The 19,053-nt window shown below is 61.2% G+C and carries 16 protein-coding genes; 9 read left to right on the top strand and 7 right to left on the bottom strand.

The features are described 5' to 3' along the window. On the bottom strand, positions 1-3,351 hold the full coding sequence (gene mscK / locus ACWHXT_RS05700; RefSeq protein ID WP_447957568.1) for a mechanosensitive channel MscK: 3,351 nt from the start codon (positions 3,349-3,351) through the stop codon (positions 1-3). A 153-nt stretch (positions 3,352-3,504) separates the two neighbouring features. On the opposite strand from mscK, the gene ACWHXT_RS05695 reads away from it, so the two are divergent. The 4 genes from ACWHXT_RS05695 to ACWHXT_RS05680 all read left to right on the top strand — a co-directional run bounded on the left by ACWHXT_RS05695 (position 3,505) and on the right by ACWHXT_RS05680 (position 5,624). After that, entirely contained in the window at positions 3,505-4,536 is a 1,032-nt protein-coding gene (locus tag ACWHXT_RS05695; protein WP_447957567.1) for a phospholipase A, read from the top strand. An 80-nt stretch (positions 4,537-4,616) separates the two neighbouring features. Then, the gene (locus ACWHXT_RS05690; RefSeq protein ID WP_447928531.1) at positions 4,617-4,949 is read left to right on the top strand and encodes a DUF883 family protein; all 333 of its coding nucleotides are present in this window, start codon (positions 4,617-4,619) and stop codon (positions 4,947-4,949) included. Further along, complete coding sequence (locus ACWHXT_RS05685) at positions 4,949-5,353, top strand: phage holin family protein (protein ID WP_447929121.1); 405 nt, start codon at positions 4,949-4,951, stop codon at positions 5,351-5,353. Before ACWHXT_RS05690 ends, ACWHXT_RS05685 begins: the two co-directional genes overlap by 1 nt. Then, positions 5,328-5,624, top strand: a complete 297-nt coding sequence (locus ACWHXT_RS05680) for a hypothetical protein (protein ID WP_447928530.1) — start codon at positions 5,328-5,330, stop codon at positions 5,622-5,624. Before ACWHXT_RS05685 ends, ACWHXT_RS05680 begins: the two co-directional genes overlap by 26 nt. 72 nt (positions 5,625-5,696) lie before the next feature. Here ACWHXT_RS05680 and ACWHXT_RS05675 read toward each other — a convergent pair whose 3' ends face one another. After that, positions 5,697-6,881 carry an NAD(P)/FAD-dependent oxidoreductase gene (locus ACWHXT_RS05675; protein WP_447957566.1) on the bottom strand — a complete coding sequence of 395 codons (1,185 nt, stop codon included), beginning with the start codon at positions 6,879-6,881 and terminating at the stop codon, positions 5,697-5,699. A 174-nt stretch (positions 6,882-7,055) separates the two neighbouring features. On the opposite strand from ACWHXT_RS05675, the gene ACWHXT_RS05670 reads away from it, so the two are divergent. Both ACWHXT_RS05670 and ACWHXT_RS05665 read left to right on the top strand, forming a co-directional pair. Next, positions 7,056-8,147, top strand: coding sequence for an efflux RND transporter periplasmic adaptor subunit (locus ACWHXT_RS05670; protein WP_447957565.1), 1,092 nt, complete (start codon positions 7,056-7,058; stop codon positions 8,145-8,147). Further along, entirely contained in the window at positions 8,147-11,260 is a 3,114-nt protein-coding gene (locus ACWHXT_RS05665) for an efflux RND transporter permease subunit (protein WP_447957564.1), read from the top strand. Before ACWHXT_RS05670 ends, ACWHXT_RS05665 begins: the two co-directional genes overlap by 1 nt. A 70-nt stretch (positions 11,261-11,330) precedes the next feature. Here the strand turns inward: ACWHXT_RS05665 and ACWHXT_RS05660 are convergent, their stop codons facing one another. Beyond that, entirely contained in the window at positions 11,331-11,741 is a 411-nt protein-coding gene (locus ACWHXT_RS05660; RefSeq protein WP_447895555.1) for a DUF3617 domain-containing protein, read from the bottom strand. 182 nt (positions 11,742-11,923) lie between these two features. Here ACWHXT_RS05660 and ACWHXT_RS05655 point away from each other — a divergent pair, with 182 nt between their 5' ends. Continuing rightward, positions 11,924-12,133: a CPXCG motif-containing cysteine-rich protein gene (locus ACWHXT_RS05655; protein WP_447957563.1), complete on the top strand. Its 210-nt coding sequence runs from the start codon at positions 11,924-11,926 to the stop codon at positions 12,131-12,133. Position 12,134: 1 nt separating this feature from the next. Here the strand turns inward: ACWHXT_RS05655 and ACWHXT_RS05650 are convergent, their stop codons facing one another. From ACWHXT_RS05650 to ACWHXT_RS05635, 4 genes are all read right to left on the bottom strand, one after another. Further along, positions 12,135-12,980 (bottom strand): ABC transporter permease subunit, encoded by an 846-nt coding sequence (locus ACWHXT_RS05650; protein WP_447957562.1) that lies wholly within the window; start codon positions 12,978-12,980, stop codon positions 12,135-12,137. Then, on the bottom strand, positions 12,977-13,888 hold the full coding sequence (locus ACWHXT_RS05645; RefSeq protein WP_447928525.1) for an ABC transporter permease subunit: 912 nt from the start codon (positions 13,886-13,888) through the stop codon (positions 12,977-12,979). The genes ACWHXT_RS05650 and ACWHXT_RS05645 overlap by 4 nt, the downstream gene beginning before the upstream one ends. A gap of 26 nt (positions 13,889-13,914) precedes the next feature. Further along, positions 13,915-15,084, bottom strand: a complete 1,170-nt coding sequence (locus ACWHXT_RS05640) for an ABC transporter ATP-binding protein (protein ID WP_447928524.1) — start codon at positions 15,082-15,084, stop codon at positions 13,915-13,917. A gap of 90 nt (positions 15,085-15,174) precedes the next feature. After that, positions 15,175-16,275: a polyamine ABC transporter substrate-binding protein gene (locus ACWHXT_RS05635; protein ID WP_447957561.1), complete on the bottom strand. Its 1,101-nt coding sequence runs from the start codon at positions 16,273-16,275 to the stop codon at positions 15,175-15,177. Positions 16,276-16,706: 431 nt separating this feature from the next. Here ACWHXT_RS05635 and ahpC point away from each other — a divergent pair, with 431 nt between their 5' ends. Beyond that, entirely contained in the window at positions 16,707-17,270 is a 564-nt protein-coding gene (ahpC, locus tag ACWHXT_RS05630) for an alkyl hydroperoxide reductase subunit C (protein ID WP_447928523.1), read from the top strand. 205 nt (positions 17,271-17,475) lie between these two features. Beyond that, positions 17,476-19,032, top strand: coding sequence for an alkyl hydroperoxide reductase subunit F (ahpF, locus tag ACWHXT_RS05625; protein ID WP_447957560.1), 1,557 nt, complete (start codon positions 17,476-17,478; stop codon positions 19,030-19,032). Positions 19,033-19,053 lie beyond the last annotated feature (21 nt).

Genomic DNA, 19,053 nt, shown 5'->3' with positions numbered 1-19,053 from the left:
TTAGCTTAGCGAGGCCGGTGGCAACTGCTGTGCGGACTGCACCTTGACCGGCTCGGACTCGTCGCGGTGCAGCCAAACGTCCATCTGCTCGAAGGCCACGCGAATACCCGCCTCGCGCAAGAGCGCATCTACCCGGCAGTTCACCTCGTCGGCGGCGAACAGACGATCCACCAGGTCGTTGACGAAGATGCGCAGTTCGAAGTTGAGGCTGTGCGGTCCGTAGCTGACACAGAACACCTGGGGCTCCGGGTCGACCAGCACCCGGGCATTCTCGTCGGCGGCCTGGCGCAGCAGGGTATGGACGCGCTCGAGATCCGAACCGTGGGACACCCCGAATGTGAGTACCACCCGGGTGACGTTATCCGACAGCGACCAGTTGATCAGCTGGTCGGTCACGAAGGTTTTATTGGGGATGATGATCTCTTTACGGTCGAAATCCGTGACCGTCGTGGCGCGAATACGTATCCGGCTCACGGTGCCGTGCAGGTTGCCAAGGGTGATGGTGTCGCCAATACGAATCGGTCGCTCGAACAAGATGATCAACCCCGAGATGAAGTTGGCGAATATCTCCTGAAGGCCAAAGCCCAACCCCACGCTGAGCGCGGCCACCAACCACTGAAGCTTGTCCCAGGAAACGCCGAGGGTCGCCAGCGCCATGACCACGCCGGTCCCCACGATGGTGTAGGACAAAAGCGAGGTGATCGCATAGGCGCTGCCCTGCTTGAGCGAAAGCCGCGACAGTACCGAGACTTCCAAAAGTCCCGGCAGGTTGCTGGCCATGATGATCGTCACCGCCACGACCAAAAGCGCCGTGAACACATCGCTGATCGAGAGCGTATTGCCGACCAGATCGCCGTCTTCCGCGTCCCAGATCGAGACCTGGTCCAGGTAGCCCAGCACGGTGAGCAGATCCGACCACACCAGGTATAAAAGCGTGGTAAAGCCGATCAAAAGAATCAGTTTGGAAAGCCGTAGCGACTGGCTATTGATCTGCTGCATATCCAGCGGCGGCTCCTCGACCACTTCGAGCCCGCCTTCGGCGCCCTCCTGTACCTGGGCCCGGCGCCTTGCCAGCGCCCGGCGGTAGGCAAGTCGCCGGGCCGCCACGGCAAGGCTTCGCACCACCGTGGCCTCGACGATGATCCAAAGCCCCAGAATATAGAGCGTCATGGCAAAACGCCCCACCAGGCGAAGGGCGGTGTATTCGAACCCCCAGGCGACCAGGCTAAACAGCACCAGCGGCACGGCGGCGATCCCCAGGCCCAGCAGCAGCCTGAAAAGCCGCACGCCGAAAAACGGCACGTGGGCGAGAATCAATTTCGCCAGCCACCAGCTCATGGCGCCAAGCGACACGAAGAAAAGCCCCAGCGCCAGCGGGCGCTGGGCGAGCGGCGTTTGCATGGGCGCGGAAAGCGTGGCGATCACCACCACCAGCGACAGCGCAATTCCGAGCCCGCCAAGGAGCTGGCGCAGCTTGGCGCCGTAACCCGCCGACCAGGTGAAGTGGCGCTCGGCCACGCCGTCGGGCACCAGCAGCCGCCGCCCCCAGGCAATCGCCCCCCAGCTAAGCGACAGCTGTAAAAACGCCAGCGCCAGACTCTGCGAGGCCGGCCCTTCACCGGTCCTTAGCCCGACCCCCACCCCGGCCAAGACCAGCGGCCCGGGGATCGCCAGCAGCGCATTGAGTAAAACCGCCCGGGGCGTATGTCCCTGGGTGTCGCTTTTGAGCCGGCCGATTTGCGAATGGATGCGCGTGAGCCCCGCCTTGATGCGCGCTCGAAGGCCCATCAGCAACAGGCTGATCAAAACGAGCGGCGCCCCGGCCAGCACCTCCCAGGAGAGGCCTTCCCAGCGGGTCGGCAACAGGTTTCGCCACTCGCCTTCGCGCCATTCGATACGCAGATTCTGCGGCAACTGCCTAAGCCAGGCGACATCCAGCGGGCGGCTGCTGGCCACCCAAAAAAGCTGCTCGTCGATGGTGGTGCGCAGGTTACGAGAAATCTCCAGAAGCTGCTGCTGATTGAGCTGAAGCTCGATGGCCGCGCTCAAAAGCCCGCCGTAGGTCTGCTCGAGCTGGTCGACGAGCTCGCGGCGCGACTGGTAGAGCCGCGAGAGCGAATCGACCAGCCCCGCTGTCACTTCGACCCCGGCCTCTTCCAAGCGCTGATTGGCTAGCCGCTCGCCCTGGCGAAGCTGGTCGCGCTGGCGCACCAGATCGAACTGTTTCAGACGTAGATCGGCGATTTCATCCTGCAGGTCGTGGCGCGGCGCGATCACGGGCAGGGACTGGCGCTGCTCGACCAGAATGCGCGACAGAAGCTGGCTGCCGCGAATGGCGTCAAGCTGCTCGTTGAGGCTTCTCTGGAGCTGGCGGACGTGGTCGAGTTGGCGTTGGGCTTCGATATTTTCGCGGACGATACCGTTGGAGCGGTCGGTGGCGCGCAAAAGTTCCAGACTCAGCTCCTGATTGACCTGCTGGGCACGTAGTACCACCGGGTGACCTTCGGCCACCAGCGGGTCTTCCCGGGCGGCGTCGGCAATGGCCTGCTCCGACTGTAGCCGGCGCTGGCGGTCGATCACGCCCTGGAGCAAGTTGAGCTGTTGCTCCTGTTCGTCGATTTGCAGCGAGAGCAAATCGCGGCGGCGCTGGGCCAGCTCGCGCAGGCGGCTATTGGCGCTGAGCTCGCGCTGATTGAGGCTCATTTCACGCTCGGCCACCGTACGATTCAGGCGGAGCTGGATCAGGTTGGCATCGTTTTGCGCCGAAAGCTGGCGGTCGGCAAGCAGGGCTTCGCGGTCGTCCACTTCCCGGCGCAACCGCTCGCTACGCTGGATCGCATTGGAAATGGCCTGCTGGGCACGCTCGGGCAGCGTTTGCGCCGCCAGTAGTTGCGAGTTGGCATCCGCCAACTGGCCTTGCAATTGCTGCAGCGCGACCACCGCATCGGCCTGGCGGCTCTCCAGATTCGAAAGCGCCATATCGCTTAGATCACCGGCGTTGAGCTGCTGACTGGCCTGCTCGGCCTCGTTGAGCTCACGCTCCAGGCGAAGAAGCGCCGACGGCGACTCCTCCATACGCTGTTCGAGCGTGGCCAGGCGCTCTTCCATCGCGCCCAACCGTTCGTAGGCCTCCAGCGCCGCCTCGAGCGCCTGAATCTCACTTTGTTGCTGCTCGCTCGGCTCGCCTTCGGCCTCTTCGATCGCACTCAGCCGCTCGTCGAGCTCTTCTCGGGCAGGCACGCCCTCCACCTCGACGGCCATCGCGCTCGGCGCCCCCGCGAGGAGTAAAAGCGCCAGTAGCGCGCCGCAAAATACCCATACTCTTACCGCGCATTTCACCACGTTATGCATGCCTCGCTGACATAATCGCCCCGCCCGGAGGGCGGTCAAGGGGGCATTGTCCTGGGTAATCACCACTTTCGCAATCACGAGTAGTTGACTTAAACGCCAAGGCTGTATAGAAAGCCCTGTTAACTCTCTTTTCCCATATCGCGAGCCTCACTCATGGTCACCCGACACCGGTTATTAGCAGCTCTTTTCGTGTTTGCGGGTACGGCCCCGCTCGCCAATAGCGCCCTGGCAGAAACACAAGAAGAGATCGAGGCTCGTATTCGCGCGTTAAATACCGAGCTTTATCAGCTGCACCAGCAGCTACAACAAATAGAGGCATCGGCGGATAGCGCCGCCGGGCTCGAGCCTGAACCGCTGCCCGAAGAAGTCGCCCTCGAAGACTTGAACGAGCGCCGCCAGCTCGAGCAGGAATCCACCCGTAACCCGTTCGCGATCACCACGCACCGTACGAACTATATTTTCCCGGTGAGTTATAACGGCAGCACCGACGCCCCGAGATTTCGCGAGATCACCGATGAAAACGGCCCCGACGATATCGAGGTCAAGTTCCAGTTCAGCGCCAAGTTCAACCTGGTCGAGGACCTGTTCGGCGACGTGGGTGACGTCTATTTCGGTTACACCCAGCGCAGCTGGTGGCAGGCGTATAATACCGATGCCTCCTCCCCGTTTAGGGAAACCAACTACGAGCCGGAAATCTTCATCGATTTCGACAATGCGTGGAGTGCGCTCGGCTGGGTCAACACGCGCAACCGGGTGTCGTTCAACCACCAGTCCAACGGGCGCTCCGACCCGCTGTCGCGTAGCTGGAACCGGGTCTATCTGGAGAGCACGTTCCAGCGCGGCGACTGGGCACTTACCCTGGCCCCTCACTGGCGCGTGCCGGAATCCGAAGGTAGTGACGACAACCCGGACATCGACCGCTACATGGGCTACGGCGACATTCGCTTGGCCAAACGCCTGGATGGCAACCACGAATTAGCGACCCAGCTACGCGGCAACCCTTCCGCCGACCACTACGGCGCGCAGGTGGACTATAGCTGGCCGGCGTTCACCAATCTTCGTGCGCACCTGCAGTACTACTACGGGTACGGCGAAAGCATGATCGACTACGACAACCGCGTACACCGCCTGAGTCTCGGTTTCAGCCTCAACCCGCTGTTCAGCGCCACTGGCCTGAACCGATAAAGCGGCGAGGTTGTCTATTCGATAATGGCTGCTATGCTGACAGTAGTCAGCGTTTCATTAACTCGTCAAAGGAAGACATCATGGCCAAGCGTAATTCAGACAGCTCCACACGTGCCGATCAACTAAAAAACGACCTTCGCTACCTGAGCGAAACCGTCGAAGAGCTGGTCAATGCGACCTCCAAGGATGCCAGTGGTGAAATGCGCGGCCTGCGTGAACGCGCCGAGCGCCGCTTGAAAGAGACCCGCTCGCGTCTTGAAACCGCTGGTGAGAACCTTTACGACGATACTCGCGAATCCCTCTCCAATCAGGTTGATTGCTGCGACCGTTACGTACGCGACAACCCCTGGACCAGCATGGGCATTGGCGCCGCTGCGGGTCTGGTAGCTGGACTGCTGCTCGGTCGTCGCTAATGGCCTTGGGTCCAACCCAACGCGTATTCTCTGCCGCCAAACGCCTGATAGGTTCACTGGTTGCCAATAGTGAAACCCGCCTGCGTTTGGCGGTTTTAGAGCTCGAAGAGGAACGCGCGCGCATACTGGTTCTTTTTTTACTGGCGGGTGCAAGCCTTCTGCTGTTGCTGCTGGGAGTGGCCACGCTTACCGCGCTGGTCATTATTCTGTTTTGGGATACCTACCGCATTACGGCGATTGTCTTTAGTGCCGGCGTGCTCATCTTTTTGAGCCTGCTGTTTGCACTGATTGCCATACGGCAGGCAAAAAGCCATACGCTTTTAAAAGAGACGCTTAAGCAGCTGTCGGCGGATCGAGCGCTACTGGAGGCCAATCAACATGACCAACCAGACGACCAACGCTAAGCCGAGCCGCGCTGAGCGCAAGGCGGCGCTTCTGGCCGAGCTCGAACAGCAGCGCGTCGATATTCTGGTCGACAGCGACTTTCTTTTGAACGCGGCATCCCCGCTCGAGAACAGCCTGAAAAGCTTTCGCCTTCCGCTCTATGCAGTCGGTGGTATCGCAGCCTGGCGGCTCATGCGCCACCCCGGCGGCGTGATGGCGGCAGGTCGCAAGGCGCTGGCGGGCTATATGCTGTTTCGCAAGTTCAAGTTGCTTGCCAAAATCGCGACCTAAGCCCGGCCTTCGAACTTGTATCTCGGCTAATAAAACGTGCGCTTTGGCGCACGTTTTTTATTTGAAAGCGCATCAAAGCGCTTGGGCGCAGGCCACCCCGCTCGCCCAGGCCCACTGAAAATTGTACCCCCCGAGCCTTCCCGTCACGTCCAGTACCTCGCCGATAAAGCGCAGCTGTGGAAGGTCTTTCACCTCGAAGGTTTTCGACGAGATGGCCTCAGTGCTGACCCCACCCATGGTGACCTCGGCGGTGCGCCAGCCTTCGGTGCCGGAAGGTTTGAGCGTCCAGTGGTTGATGCGCTCGGCCCACTCTTGTAGCGCTTCGTTGGAATACTGCGCCAGCGGCTTTTGGCTCTGCGCCTCGGGGTACCACTCGATCATCGCCTGAGCAAGGCGCTTGGGTAAGCGCTCGCCAAGCCAGGTAGAGAGCAGTCGTTTAGGGGTCGCACCGCGCGCCTCCAGCAAAAGCGCGCTGGCCTGCTCCCCGGGCAGCAGGTCGATCTCGAGCGCCTCGCCAGGCTCCCAAACGCTGGATATTTGCAGGATCGACGGCCCCGAAAGGCCCCGATGGGTAAACAGCAGCGGCTCTTCGAAGCGGTGATCTTGTGAGGTTACCGCTACCGGCACGCTCAGCCCGGACAGCGCGCTGGCGCGCTCTTTCCAGGTATCGCTCAAGGTCAGCGGCACGAGCCCTGGCCGCGTGGGCAGCACCTCCAGGCCGAACTGGCGGGCGATATCGTAACCAAAGCCGCTCGCGCCGAGTGTGGGAATCGAAAGCCCGCCGGTCGCCACGACCAACGCACCCGCATCGATTCGCCCGCGGGACGTTTCAAGACGCATCCCTTCACCGGCGCGCTCGACGCTTGTGATTTGAGTATTGAGCGATACCTCGGCGCCAGCCCATTCGCACTCGGTCAGCAGTAAACGCACCATCTCCTTGGCAGAGTCGGCGCAAAAAAGCTGGCCCGGGGCCTTTTCCACGTACTCGAGGCCGTGACGCTCGACGAGCTCGACGAAGTGCTCAGGGCGGTAGCGCTTCAGCGCCGAAATACAAAAATAGGGGTTTTGCGAATAAAAATGGCCAGGCGCGGTGTCCAGGTTGGTAAAGTTACAGCGCCCGCCGCCGGACATGAGAATCTTCTTGCCCGCTTTATTGGCGTGGTCGAGCACCAGCACGCGTTGGCCCGCGTAGCCCGCCTGGGCTGCGCACATCAACCCCGCAGCACCCGCGCCAATGATCACGACATCAAACACCATACCCGGTAACCTCGAACAAACAGAAAGCCGACTATTCTATCAGCTATAAAGCGGTTATTTTCTTTAAGGGGTAATGACACTTGAAACCGCCGACGACGTTGCATTAAACGCCGCCTTGAATGACCCTGCGCTTTTCGCCCGCCCCCCTCGAGACGGCCAATGACCGAGAATTTCATGCATGTTTTAAAACGCCCGCCCGGATCATGGCTAACGGGACTACTTCTGACCGGTCTGTTGCTGATTGTCCACGCCCCCTTGGCGTTTGCCCAGCCGCTGCCAAGCGTCATTGGAAGCCATGCCCAAGCGAGCACCTGGTCGGACCCGCTCGAGGCGCTGGGAACGCTGAGCGCCGACGAAAGCGTGACGCTTTCGGCAACGATCACCGACACCGTGGCCGAGATCAATTTCGAGGACGGCGAGCAGGTCGAGCGCGGGCGGCTTTTGATCCGCCTGGACGATACCGAAGAACAGGCACTTTTACGCGCCGCCCAGGCGCTGAGCGCCGAGCGCGGTAACGCCCTGACCCGGGCCACCCAGTTGCAAAACCGTAACCTGGCCGCCCGCGCGGATGTCGAAGACAACCAGGCTCAGCTCGATCAGGCCCGCGCCCAGGCCCAGGCCATCGAAGCGCAGCTGACCAACTACCGCCTGCACGCCCCGTTCAGCGGTCGGGTCGGCTTGCGTACTATCAGTGTTGGCGCACTGGTCACCCCGGGGACGGAGCTCGTCACCCTCGACAAGCTCGATATCATGAAGCTCGATTTCAGCGTGCCCGAGGTGTTTCTTGGGCGCCTCTCAACGGGGCTTACGCTTAGCGCCACCACCGCGGCCTACCCCGACGACGTGTTCAGCGGCGAGATCGCCAGTATCGGCACGCGCATCGACCCGGCCACCCGCAGTGTCGAGGTCCGGGCGCGTCTGGAAAACCCGGACCTGCGCCTGCGCCCCGGCATGCTCATGGAAGTCACCGTTCGCCAGCGCCTGCGCGAGGCCGTCGTGATCCCCGAGGCGGCGCTCGAGCCCAGCGGCGACCGCCACTACGTGATGCTGATTCACCAGACGGATGACGGTGACCGGCTGGAGCAGCGCCAGGTCATGATTGGCGAGCGCCGCTACGGCGAGGTGGAGATTCTGGAGGGTTTAAACGCCGATGATTTGATCGTCGTGCACGGTCTCCAGCTCGCCCGGGACGGGCTCGAAGTGCGCCTGCTCGGCGTCGTCGACAACGAGACCAGCATTCGTACGCTGCTGGAGGCGGATCGCTAATGCGCCTATCGGATATCTCGGTTCAGCGCCCGGTCCTTGCCATGGTGATCGCCGCGCTGATCATCGCCTTTGGCGTACTGGCGCTCAACCGACTGCCGCTGCAGGAGTATCCTACCGTCGACCCGCCGATCGTGAGTATCGACACCCGCTACCCCGGCGCCTCGGCCAATGTGGTGGAAACGCGCATTACTCAAATTCTCGAGGATCGCATTGCCGGCGTCGAAGGGATCGAGCTGATTACCTCGCGAAGTGAAGACGGCCGGTCGCGCATCGAGATCGAGTTCGCGATCACCATGGATATCGACGCGGCGGCCAACGATATTCGCGACCGCATCTCCGGGGCGCTGCGCAACCTGCCGGACGACGCCGACAATCCGGAGGTCACCAAGGCCGACAGCAGCGAAGAGATCGTCGTCTGGCTAAGTCTCTCCGGGGCGAACTACTCGATCACCGAGCTTACCGACTACGCCAACCGCTACCTGGCGGACAGCCTCTCGGTGCAGCCCGGGGTTGCCCGAGTGCGCCTGGGCGGCGGTCGCGATTACGCCATGCGTGTCTGGCTCGACCGCAACGCCCTGGCCGCCCGGGGCCTGACCGTCGGCGATATCGAAGACGCCCTGCGCGCCGAGAACGTCGAGCTTCCGGCGGGCTCGATCGAGTCCGCGGACCGTCAGTTCATCGTCCGCCTGCCTAGAGCCTTCGCGACCGCCGATGACTTCAAACGCCTGGCCCTCGCCCAGGGCGAAAGTGGTTATCTGGTGCGCCTGGCCGATGTCGCCCGGGTCGAAGTGGGCTCGGTCGAAGACCGTTCGGTGTTTCGCGCCAACGGCGTGCCCATGGTCGGGCTTGGAATCATCATGCAGTCCACCGCCAACGTGCTGGCCCTTTCCGAGGCCGTGCAGGACGAAATGGAGCGCCTCCAGCAAACGCTGCCCGAAGGTATGGAGCTCTCCCTCAACTACGACGCTTCACTGTTCGTCTCCGGCGCCATCGACCAGGTGGTCTCGACGCTGTTTATCGCCATGGGCCTAGTGGTAATCGTCATCTTTCTTTTTTTGGGGAATCTGCGCACCACCCTGGTACCCGCGGTCACGGTACCCATTGCGGTGATTGGCGCCTTCACCGCGCTTGCGGCGATGAACTTCTCGATCAACCTGTTGACGCTGCTGGCACTGGTGCTGGCCATTGGCCTGATCGTCGATGACGCCATCGTCGTGCTCGAAAACATCAACCGGCGCATGTTCGAGTACGGCGAAACGCCTTTGGTGGCGGCGTACCGCGGTACTCGCCAGATCGGCTTTGCGGTCATCGCCACGACGCTTGTGTTGGTGGCGGTGTTCGTTCCGCTGAGTATGCTGCAGGGCGATATCGGGCGGCTATTTTCCGAGTTCGCCTTGACCATGGCCGCCGCGGTGGTGTTCTCCACGCTGCTGGCGCTCACGCTTACCCCCATGATGGCCTCGAAAATTCTCAAACCCGGTATGCACGATAGCCGCGTGGGGCGTGCGGTGCAGTGGCTTTTGAACCTCACCCAGCGCCTTTATCGGCGCGTGCTGGAAACGACGCTTCGCCTGCGCTGGCTGGTGGTCGCACTGTTCGCGCTGCTGATCGCCGCTACCGGCTGGCTGGCGGCGCATTTGCCCAGCGAGTACACCCCCCAGGAGGATCGGGGCAACTTCATCGTGCTGGTCAACGGCCCCGAGGGCGCCACGTTCGAGTACATGATGGACTATATGGACGAGGTCGAGGCGCGTCTCGACCCCTTTCTGGACAGCGGCGAGTTCGAACGCGTGGTGGTCCGCGCGCCGCGCGGCTTTGGCAATATCGAAAACTTCAACAGCGGTTTTTTGATTATCGACATGGCGAGCTGGGGCGAGCGGCGCAGCGCCTGGGAGGTCATGGACGGCGTGCGCGCCACGCTCTCTACCCTGCCCGGCGTGCAGGCGTTTCCGGTGATGCGTCAGGGATTTGGCCAGCGCACTCAAAAACCGGTTCAGTTCGTGCTTGGCGGTGGCTCCTATGAAGAGATCGCCCGCTGGCGCGACGTGCTGATCGACCACGTCCGGCGCGACAACCCGCGCCTGACCGCACTCGAGAGCAACTACGATGAAACCCAGCCGCAGCTTCGCGTAGAGATCGACTACAACCGGGCCGCCGCGCTTGGCGTGACGGTCAGCGAGATCGGCCGCACGCTGGAGGTACTGCTGGGCGGGCGCAACGTGACCCGCTATGTTGACGACGGCGAGGAGTACGATGTGATCGTCGAAGGCGACCGCGCGCGCCAGAATAGCCCGCGGGCGCTGGATAACATTCAGGTACGATCTGCGCGAGGCGGCGCGCTGATTCCGCTCTCGAGTCTGGTGACGCTTTCCGACTTCGCCGGCGCCAGCACGCTGAATCGCTTCGACCGTGTCCGCTCGATCACCCTCGAGGCGAACCTGGCGGACGGCTATACCCTGGGCGAGGCGCTCGAGTACCTACAGCAAAGCGCCGATGAGCTGCTGCCCGAGGCCGCCCAGACCAACCTGGCCGGCCCCTCGCGAGATTTTTTGGAGGCGAGCGGCGCAACGGCCTTTTTGCTGATTTTGGGCGCGGTGGTGGTCTTTCTGGTGCTGGCGGCGCAGTTCGAGAGCCTGATCCACCCCTTCGTGATCATGCTGACCGTGCCGCTTGCCATGAGTGGTGCGCTGCTGGCGCTTTTGCTCAGCGGCCAGTCGCTGAACATCTACAGCCAGGTGGGGCTTGTACTGTTGATCGGCCTGGCGGCGAAGAACGGTATTTTGATCGTCGAGTTCGCCAACCAGCTGCGCGACGAGGGGGTGGCGTTTCGCGAGGCACTCATCGAGGCCTCGGTGACCCGGCTGCGCCCCATTTTGATGACCGCGATCACCACCATGGCAGGCGCGGTACCGCTGATTCTCTCGAGCGGCCCGGGCGCGGAATCACGCCTGGTGATCGGCACCGTGGTCATGGCCGGAGTCGGCGCGGCCACGATCTTTACGCTGTTGGTCGTGCCGGTGGCCTATGACCTGCTCGCCCGTCACACCGGCTCGCCCAACGCGGTCAAACGCCGTTTGGAGGCGGAGATGGCGGCAGGCGATGAAAGCCGTTAAGCGCCTTTAAAGCCTTTTCCCCGGCCACAAAAAAGGCGCCCGCAGGCGCCTTTTTTGACCGGGCAGCGTTTTAGCAGTCGCCAACGCGCTCGCCTTCGATCACGGTGTCCATGGTCAGCTCACCCATGGGTGACTCGGTCAGGATGGTGACCGTGCCGTCGATCTGCTCGCCCATGAAGCTCATTTCGCCGTCGATGGTGGCCTGGCCGCCATCGGCGCTGCACGCCATGCTGTAAGAGATGCCGTCGGCGTTCATGTCCTGGCTAATCAGCTCGCAGCCCTGCTCTTCTTCGATCAGGCCGAACTCGGCGCTATCGAGCTCTTCCTGGGTAATGCATTGACGCTCGGTTTCGGTTTGATCGGGAATATCCATCTCGCCGCTAATGCGGGTGACGCTGACGAATTCCCACTCGCCCGGCTCGACGTTCGGGGTATCGGCCAGAGCAACCATCGGGAGGGCCAGTGCGGCCGCAACTGCCATGTAACGTTTCATCATCGTTCTCTCACTTGATTGATCGAAAAAACCGCACACCATCCTACCTGATTCACGCCTGCGGCGCGCCCCCCGGGCTCTGCTACACTTGAGCGGCCCTGATTGATCGACCCTACCTGATCGATCCTTTGGCCTATCATTGCCATAGCATTTTAAACAAGGAGTTCGCCATGGACGAAGACGCGCTCATCGAGCACGATTTCGACTGCCCCTACTGCGCCACGCCGCTCACTTTCATCATCGACACCTCCCAAGGAAGCCACACCACCTGGGAGGACTGTCACCGCTGCTGCGCGCCGATTCAGGTGCAGGTGCTGCTCTCCCCCATGACCGGCGACATCGAAGCGATCACCACCGGCCGCGACGACGACGTGCTCTAGACTACTCGCCTTGGTGGGCCCGCTGCAGCAGCGCCCGGCGGCGCTTTTCGCTTCGACGCATCACAAACCAGGCCGCCAGCGTTGCCAGCGAGACGATCAGGATAATCAGCGTCGCCAGGGCGTTGATCTTGGGCGAAACCCCCAACCGCACCGATGAGAACACCACCATCGGCAGCGTATTCGCCCCGGGCCCGGAGACGAAACTGGCGATCACCAGGTCATCCAGCGACAGCGTAAAGGCCAACAGCCACCCGGCCAACAGCGCCGGGGAGATCACCGGCAGGGTGATGAAGAAAAAGGTTTTCAGCGGCGGCGAGCCCAAATCCATCGCCGCCTCTTCGATGGAGCGATCCATTTCGCGAAGCCTGGCGGCCACCACTACCGCCACGTAGGCGCTACAGAACGTCGTATGCGCAATCCAGATCGTTGCCATGCCGCGATCCGCCGGCCAGCCAATCAACTGCGCCATCTGCACGAACAGCAGCAAAAGCGAAAGCCCGGTGATCACCTCGGGCATGACCAGCGGTGCGGTCACCATGCTCGAAAGCGCGGTCTTGCCGCGAAAGCGCGCGTAGCGGGTCATTACGAACGCCGCCACGGTGCCCAGACACACCGCCATGCTGGCGGCGAAAAAGGCGATTTCGAGACTGGTCCACACGGCGGCGAGAATCTGACGATCGCGAAACAGCGCGCCGTACCACTGGGTGGAAAACCCGGCCCATACGGTGACCAGCCGCGAGGCGTTGAAGGAGTAAACCACCAGCACCAGCATCGGCAGGTAGAGAAACACGAGCCCGACGATCAACATGACGGTCGTAAACGAAGGCCAGCGCGGTTTCAGGCTCATTCTTCAAGCTCCCGGGACTGGTAACGGTGAAACCAGACGATGGGGATGAGCAGCAATAGCAGCATCACCATGGCAAGCGCCGAGGCGACCGGCCAATCGCGGTTGAGGAAGAACTCCTCCCAGAGCACCTTGCCGATCATCAGCGTATCCGGCCCGCCCAAAAGCTCCGGGATCACGAACTCGCCCACGGCGGGGATGAAGACCAGCATGGAGCCCGCGATGATCCCGCCCATGGAGAGCGGCAGCGTCACCTTGAAAAAGGTGTTGAGCTTGCGCGAGCCCAGATCCGCCGCCGCCTCCAGCAGCGAATTATCGAGCCGGGTCAGGTGGGCGTAAAGCGGCAGCACCATGAACGGCAGGTAGGCATAGACGATGCCGATGACCACGGCGAACTGGGTGTTCATCATGCGCAGCGGCGACTCGATGATCCCCATGCCGATCAAGAAGTTATTAATCAGCCCGCTGTTGCTCAGAATACCCATCCAGGCGTAGACCCGAATCAAAAACGAGGTCCAGGAGGGCAGCATGACCAGCAACAGCAACACCAGCTGCCAGTGTTTTGGCGCCCGCGCCATGGCGTAGGCCATCGGGTAGCCCAGCAGCAAACACGCCACCGTCGAGATGAACGCCGTTTTGATCGACCCCCAGTACGCCGCGATGTACAGCGAGTCGGACAACAAGAACAGATAGTTGCCCAGGTTGAGGAACACGTGCAGCGTCTGGTCGGTGTACTCCAATAGCGGGCCGTAAGGCGGAATGGCCACCATCGACTCGGCCAGGCTGATTTTCAGCACCAGCGCGAAGGGCAGCAAAAAGAACAGCGTCAACCACACAAGCGGCATCGCAATGACCGCGCGACGGCCAAGCTGCAGGCGCTTCAAGCGTGTCGCGAACTCAAACGGCTTCATCAAAGGCGCTCTCCTAAAGCCACGCGTTAACGGTTGAGCACGATGGCGCTGTGATCTTCCCAGTACACGTAAACGCTGTCTTCCCAGGTGGGTCGGTCGCCGCGGCGCTCGGTATTGGCCATGCTCGCTTTGATCATTTGCCCGGAGGACGTGCGTACGTAGTAGAGCGAGTAGCCGCCCAAATAGGCGATATCATCGACCTTGCCCGCCTCCCAGTTGTACTCACCCTCGGGCTTTTCGCGGCTCAGCCAAATCTTCTCCGGGCGAATCGCCGCCCACACGCGACGGTCCACGGCCTGGGTGGTAATGCCGTGGTCGATGTAGATCGGCCGCGAAAGCGCCGGGGATTCGATGGTGCAGTGATCGGCGGCGTCCTTGACGATTTCGCCCTCAAAAACGTTCACCGTGCCCACGAACTCCGCCACCATGCGACTCGCCGGGCTTTCATAGATATCCACGGGTGAACCAACCTGTTCGATCCAGCCATCGGCCATGATCGCCACCCGGTCGGCCATGGTCATCGCCTCTTCTTGGTCGTGGGTGACCATGATGCAGGTCACGCCGACCTGTTCGATGATCTCGACCACTTCGAGCTGCATCTCGGTGCGCAGCTTTTTATCGAGTGCGCCCATGGGCTCATCGAGCAGCAAAAGCCTGGGACGCTTGGCAAGCGAACGCGCCAGCGCCACCCGCTGGCGCTGGCCGCCAGAGAGCTGGTGGGGCTTGCGCTTGGCAAAGCGCTCCATATGCACGAGCTTCAACATCTGCGTCACTCGGGCATCGATATCCGCTTTGGAGAGTTTGTCCTGCTTCAAACCAAACGCAATGTTCTGCGCGACGTTCATATGCGGAAACAGCGCGTAGGACTGAAACATCATATTGATCGAGCGTTTATGCGGCGGGGTCGCGGTGATGTCCTCACCGCCGAGCAGAATGCTGCCCTCCGAGGGCGTCTCGAAGCCCGCCAGCATGCGCAAAAGCGTTGATTTACCCGAACCGGAGCCGCCCAACAGCGCGAAAATCTCGCCACGCTTGACCTGCAGATTGACGTCGTCGACCGCCAGTGCGTCGTCGAAGCGCTTACTCAGACGCTTGACCTCCAGTACGATATCTTCGGCAAAGCGAGGCGTTTTGCCCGGCGCGCGCGCCGCGTCAGAAGAAGATGAAGGGTCATTCGACAAAGGCGTAGTGACCATTCGCCACTCCCATGCAGAGGCCTGGCAAGCCAGGCACCAAACGATAAAGAGCGGGCAGGAAAACCCTGCCCGCCGCTCGGTAGGCGCTAATTAACGGCCGGATTTAACGCGGTTCCAGATACGCGTGCGGGCGCGCTGAAACGCCTGGGGCATATCGCGGGCCACGTACAGGTTTTCCATGACCTCGGCTTCTGGATAGATCGCCGGATCATTGAGAATCGCTTCGTCCAGGTAGGCGTCTGCTGCGGCATTGGGGTTGGCGTAGCTGACGTAATCGGTGATCTCGGCGGCGATTTCCGGGTCGAGAATGAAGTCGATGAAGGCGTGAGCATTTTCCACGTTCGGCGCGTCGGCGGGGATTGCCATGACATCGAACCAAAGCGCGGCGCCCTCTTTGGGAATGGCGTAGCCGATTTCGAAGTTGCGGCCCGCTTCCTCGGCGCGCTCGGCAGCCTGGAAGACGTCGCCGGAGTAGCCCGCCGCCACGCAGATATCACCATTGGCCAGATCGGCAATGTAGCGCGAGGAGTGGAAATAGGTGATGTCGTCGCGCACGGTGCCAATCAGCTCGCCGGCGGCGTCCAGGTTGTCGGTGTCATCAGAGATCGGGTCGAGCCCCAGGTAGGCCATGGCCGCCGGCAGCATCTCTTCGCCGGTATCCAGCATCGAAATGCCGCAGCCGGCATCCTTGAGCGCGCCGGTGATCTCGGGGTCGAACAGCAGCGCCCAGCTATCCGTCGGCGCGTCGTCACCCAGGATCTCCCGCACGCGGTCGACGTTGTAGCCGATTCCGTTGGTGCCCCACATATAAGGGACCATGTAGCCGCTTTCCGGGTCGACGGCGTCGAGGTTCGCCATGAGATCGGCGTTCAAGTTCTCGAGATTGGGCAGCGCGTCTTTATCGAGCGGCTGGTACACGCCGGCCTGGCGCTGGCGTGCGAAAAAGTGCGAGGAGGGAACGACCACGTCGTAGCCGGAGCGGCCGGCCAACAGCGCGGCGTCCAGGGTTTCGTTACTGTCGTAGACATCGTAGGTGATGTCGATGCTGGTGCGTTCGGTAAACTTCTCGAGCGTTTCCGGGGCGATATAATCGGACCAGTTATAAACCCTTACTTCTTCAGCATGGGCTTGAGCCGCTACGACACAAGAGATAGCCGTAACGGCCAATGAGAGTTTGTGAATGTTCCCCATCAAGTTGCTCCTCGTACTCGCTATTAGTAATAATGAACCCGCCCGGGTACCGCCGCCCTCGCCTGCCCTGAATGCGGCGTTGATTGAGCGCTTGTGGCTGACCCCATAATTGGGCGTCAACACTCAAATTAGCACTTAAAAACCGCCAGGCAATTTTTTGGAAGCTGCGAATTCTGCGCGGCTATGTCCCCTATCGCAAGGGCTGGCCAAAAAATTGTTGCATTAAGGCGTCACCGGCCCCACCTACCTTCCATGACGGCGTTTGCCCTACGCGTTAGCTTGGTATCGCTCACGCATTGGAGACGAAACGACGCAAATAGCTAATAACTATTGATCGAATTTCTTTTCTCAATTTTAGCTATCAAGCATTCGCCGTTAGTATGACACCTACATTTTCAAGTCACCATCCATCCGATACGGAGACGTTTCTAATGTCCATGATCAACGCCGAAGTAAAACCGTTCAAGGCAACCGCTTACCTCAATGGTGAATTCATTGACGTTACAGAGGCCGACCTGAAAGGCCAGTGGTCCATCTTCTTCTTCTACCCGGCCGATTTCACCTTCGTATGCCCGACCGAGCTTGGTGATCTGGCCGACAACTACGAAGAGTTCAAGAAGCTGGGCGTCGAGATCTACAGCGTTTCCACCGACACCCACTTTACCCACAAGGCGTGGCACGACAGCTCCGAAACCATCGGCAAGCTCCAGTACCCGATGATCGCGGATCCGACGCTGAAAATTTCGCGTAACTTCGAAGTACTGATCGAAGAAGACGGCCTGGCCGAGCGCGGTACCTTCGTGATCGACCCGGACGGTAAGGTTCAAATCGTCGAGATCAACGCCGGCAACATCGGCCGTAACGCTGAAGAGTTGCTGCGTAAGGTCAAAGCGGCTCAGTACGTTCGTGAAAACCCGAACGAAGTGTGCCCGGCGAAGTGGAAAGAAGGCGAAGAGACCCTCGCGCCGTCGCTGGACCTTGTCGGCAAGATCTAATGCCGCTTGCTGATTCGCGCTACCCGCTTTTATAAAGGGTAACGAATCGGCCCCGCACCCGGGCACTGCCCGGGTGCCTCGTTTCAAATCCTTGAAACGCCTCAAGTACGTTTTAACCCTGCGCACTTCTCCCGCGCTCAGCCAGTCATTGGCATGTTCGAGCCGGTCGAGACATATTCACGCCGATTGCGAGGAAACCGCTGTCATGTTGGACGACAATTTAAAAAGTCAGTTGAAAGCTTACCTGGAAAAAGTGACTCAACCGCTCGAGCTCGTTGCGTCCCTCGATGACGGTGACAAGTCAAAAGAACTGCTGGGCCTTTTGGAAGACATCAAAAGCCTGAGCAACCAGATTACCCTGAAAACCGATGGCCAGGACGCACGTACGCCGTCGTTTGCGATCAACCGCCCGGGTGAAGAGTCCGGCGTGGTATTCGCCGGTATTCCCATGGGCCATGAGTTCACCTCACTGGTGCTCGCTCTTCTGCAGGTCGGCGGCCATCCGCCCAAGGCCTCCCAGGACGTACTGGACCAAATCAAGGCGCTCGACGGCGAAATGCTTTTCGAGACCTACTACTCGCTTTCCTGCCAGAACTGCCCGGACGTGGTGCAGGCACTCAACCTGATGGCGATCTTCAACCCGAACGTGCGCCACGTGGCGATCGACGGCGCGCTGTTCCAGGACGAAGTCGAAGAGCGCGAGATCATGTCGGTGCCGAGCATCTACTTGAACGGCAAGCCTTTCGATCAGGGCCGTATGACCCTGGAGCAGATCCTGGCCAAGGTGGACACGGGGGCTGCCGAGCGCGATGCGAAAAAACTCAGCGAGAAGGCCGCCTTCGACTCACTGATCATCGGTGGCGGCCCGGCCGGTGCTTCAGCGGCGATCTACTCGGCGCGCAAAGGCATCAACACCGGTATCGCCGGTGATCGCTTTGGCGGCCAGGTCGTCGACACCCTGGGTATCGAGAACTTCGTCTCGGTCTCCTACACCGAAGGCCCCAAGCTCGTTGCGGCGCTCGAGCAGCACGTCAACGACTACGAAGTCGACGTCATGAACCTTCAAAGGGCAAGCGCTCTCAAGGCGGCCGAAGTCGAAGGCGGGCTACACGAAGTAACGTTTGAGTCCGGCGCGACGCTCAAGAGTAAAACCCTGGTGCTGGCCACTGGCGCGCGCTGGCGCGAAATGAACGTGCCCGGCGAGCAGGAGTACCGCAACAAGGGCGTGGCCTACTGCCCCCACTGCGACGGTCCGCTCTTTAAAGGCAAGCGCGTGGCGGTCATCGGCGGCGGCAACTCCGGTGTCGAAGCAGCCATCGACCTGGCCGGTATCGTGGGCCATGTGACGCTGGTCGAGTTCATGGGCGAAATGCGCGCCGACGCGGTACTGCAGAAAAAGCTAAAGAGTCTGCCCAACGTCGATATCATCCTGAACGCTCAGTCCACCGAGGTGACCGGCGACGGCAGCCGCGTTAGCGGTTTGACCTATAAGGATCGCAACACCGACGAGGTCAAAAACCTCAAGCTGGAAGGCATCTTCGTACAGATCGGCCTGGTCCCGAACACCGAGTGGCTCAAGGGCTCAGAGGTCGAGATGACGCCCCACGGCGAGATCATCGTCGATGCCCACGGCATGACCTCCGTGCCCGGCGTATTCGCCGCGGGCGACGCCACCACCGTGCCCTACAAGCAGATCGTCATCGCCATGGGCGAAGGCGCCAAGGCGTCACTGGGCGCTTTCGATTATCTGATCCGCAATTAAGTCGCGAGGGGGCCAGGCCCC

This window comes from Vreelandella halophytica (genome assembly GCF_968193635.1).
The sequence above is the reverse complement of the archived record's forward strand: the minus strand, read 5'-3'. Positions and strand labels throughout refer to the sequence as shown.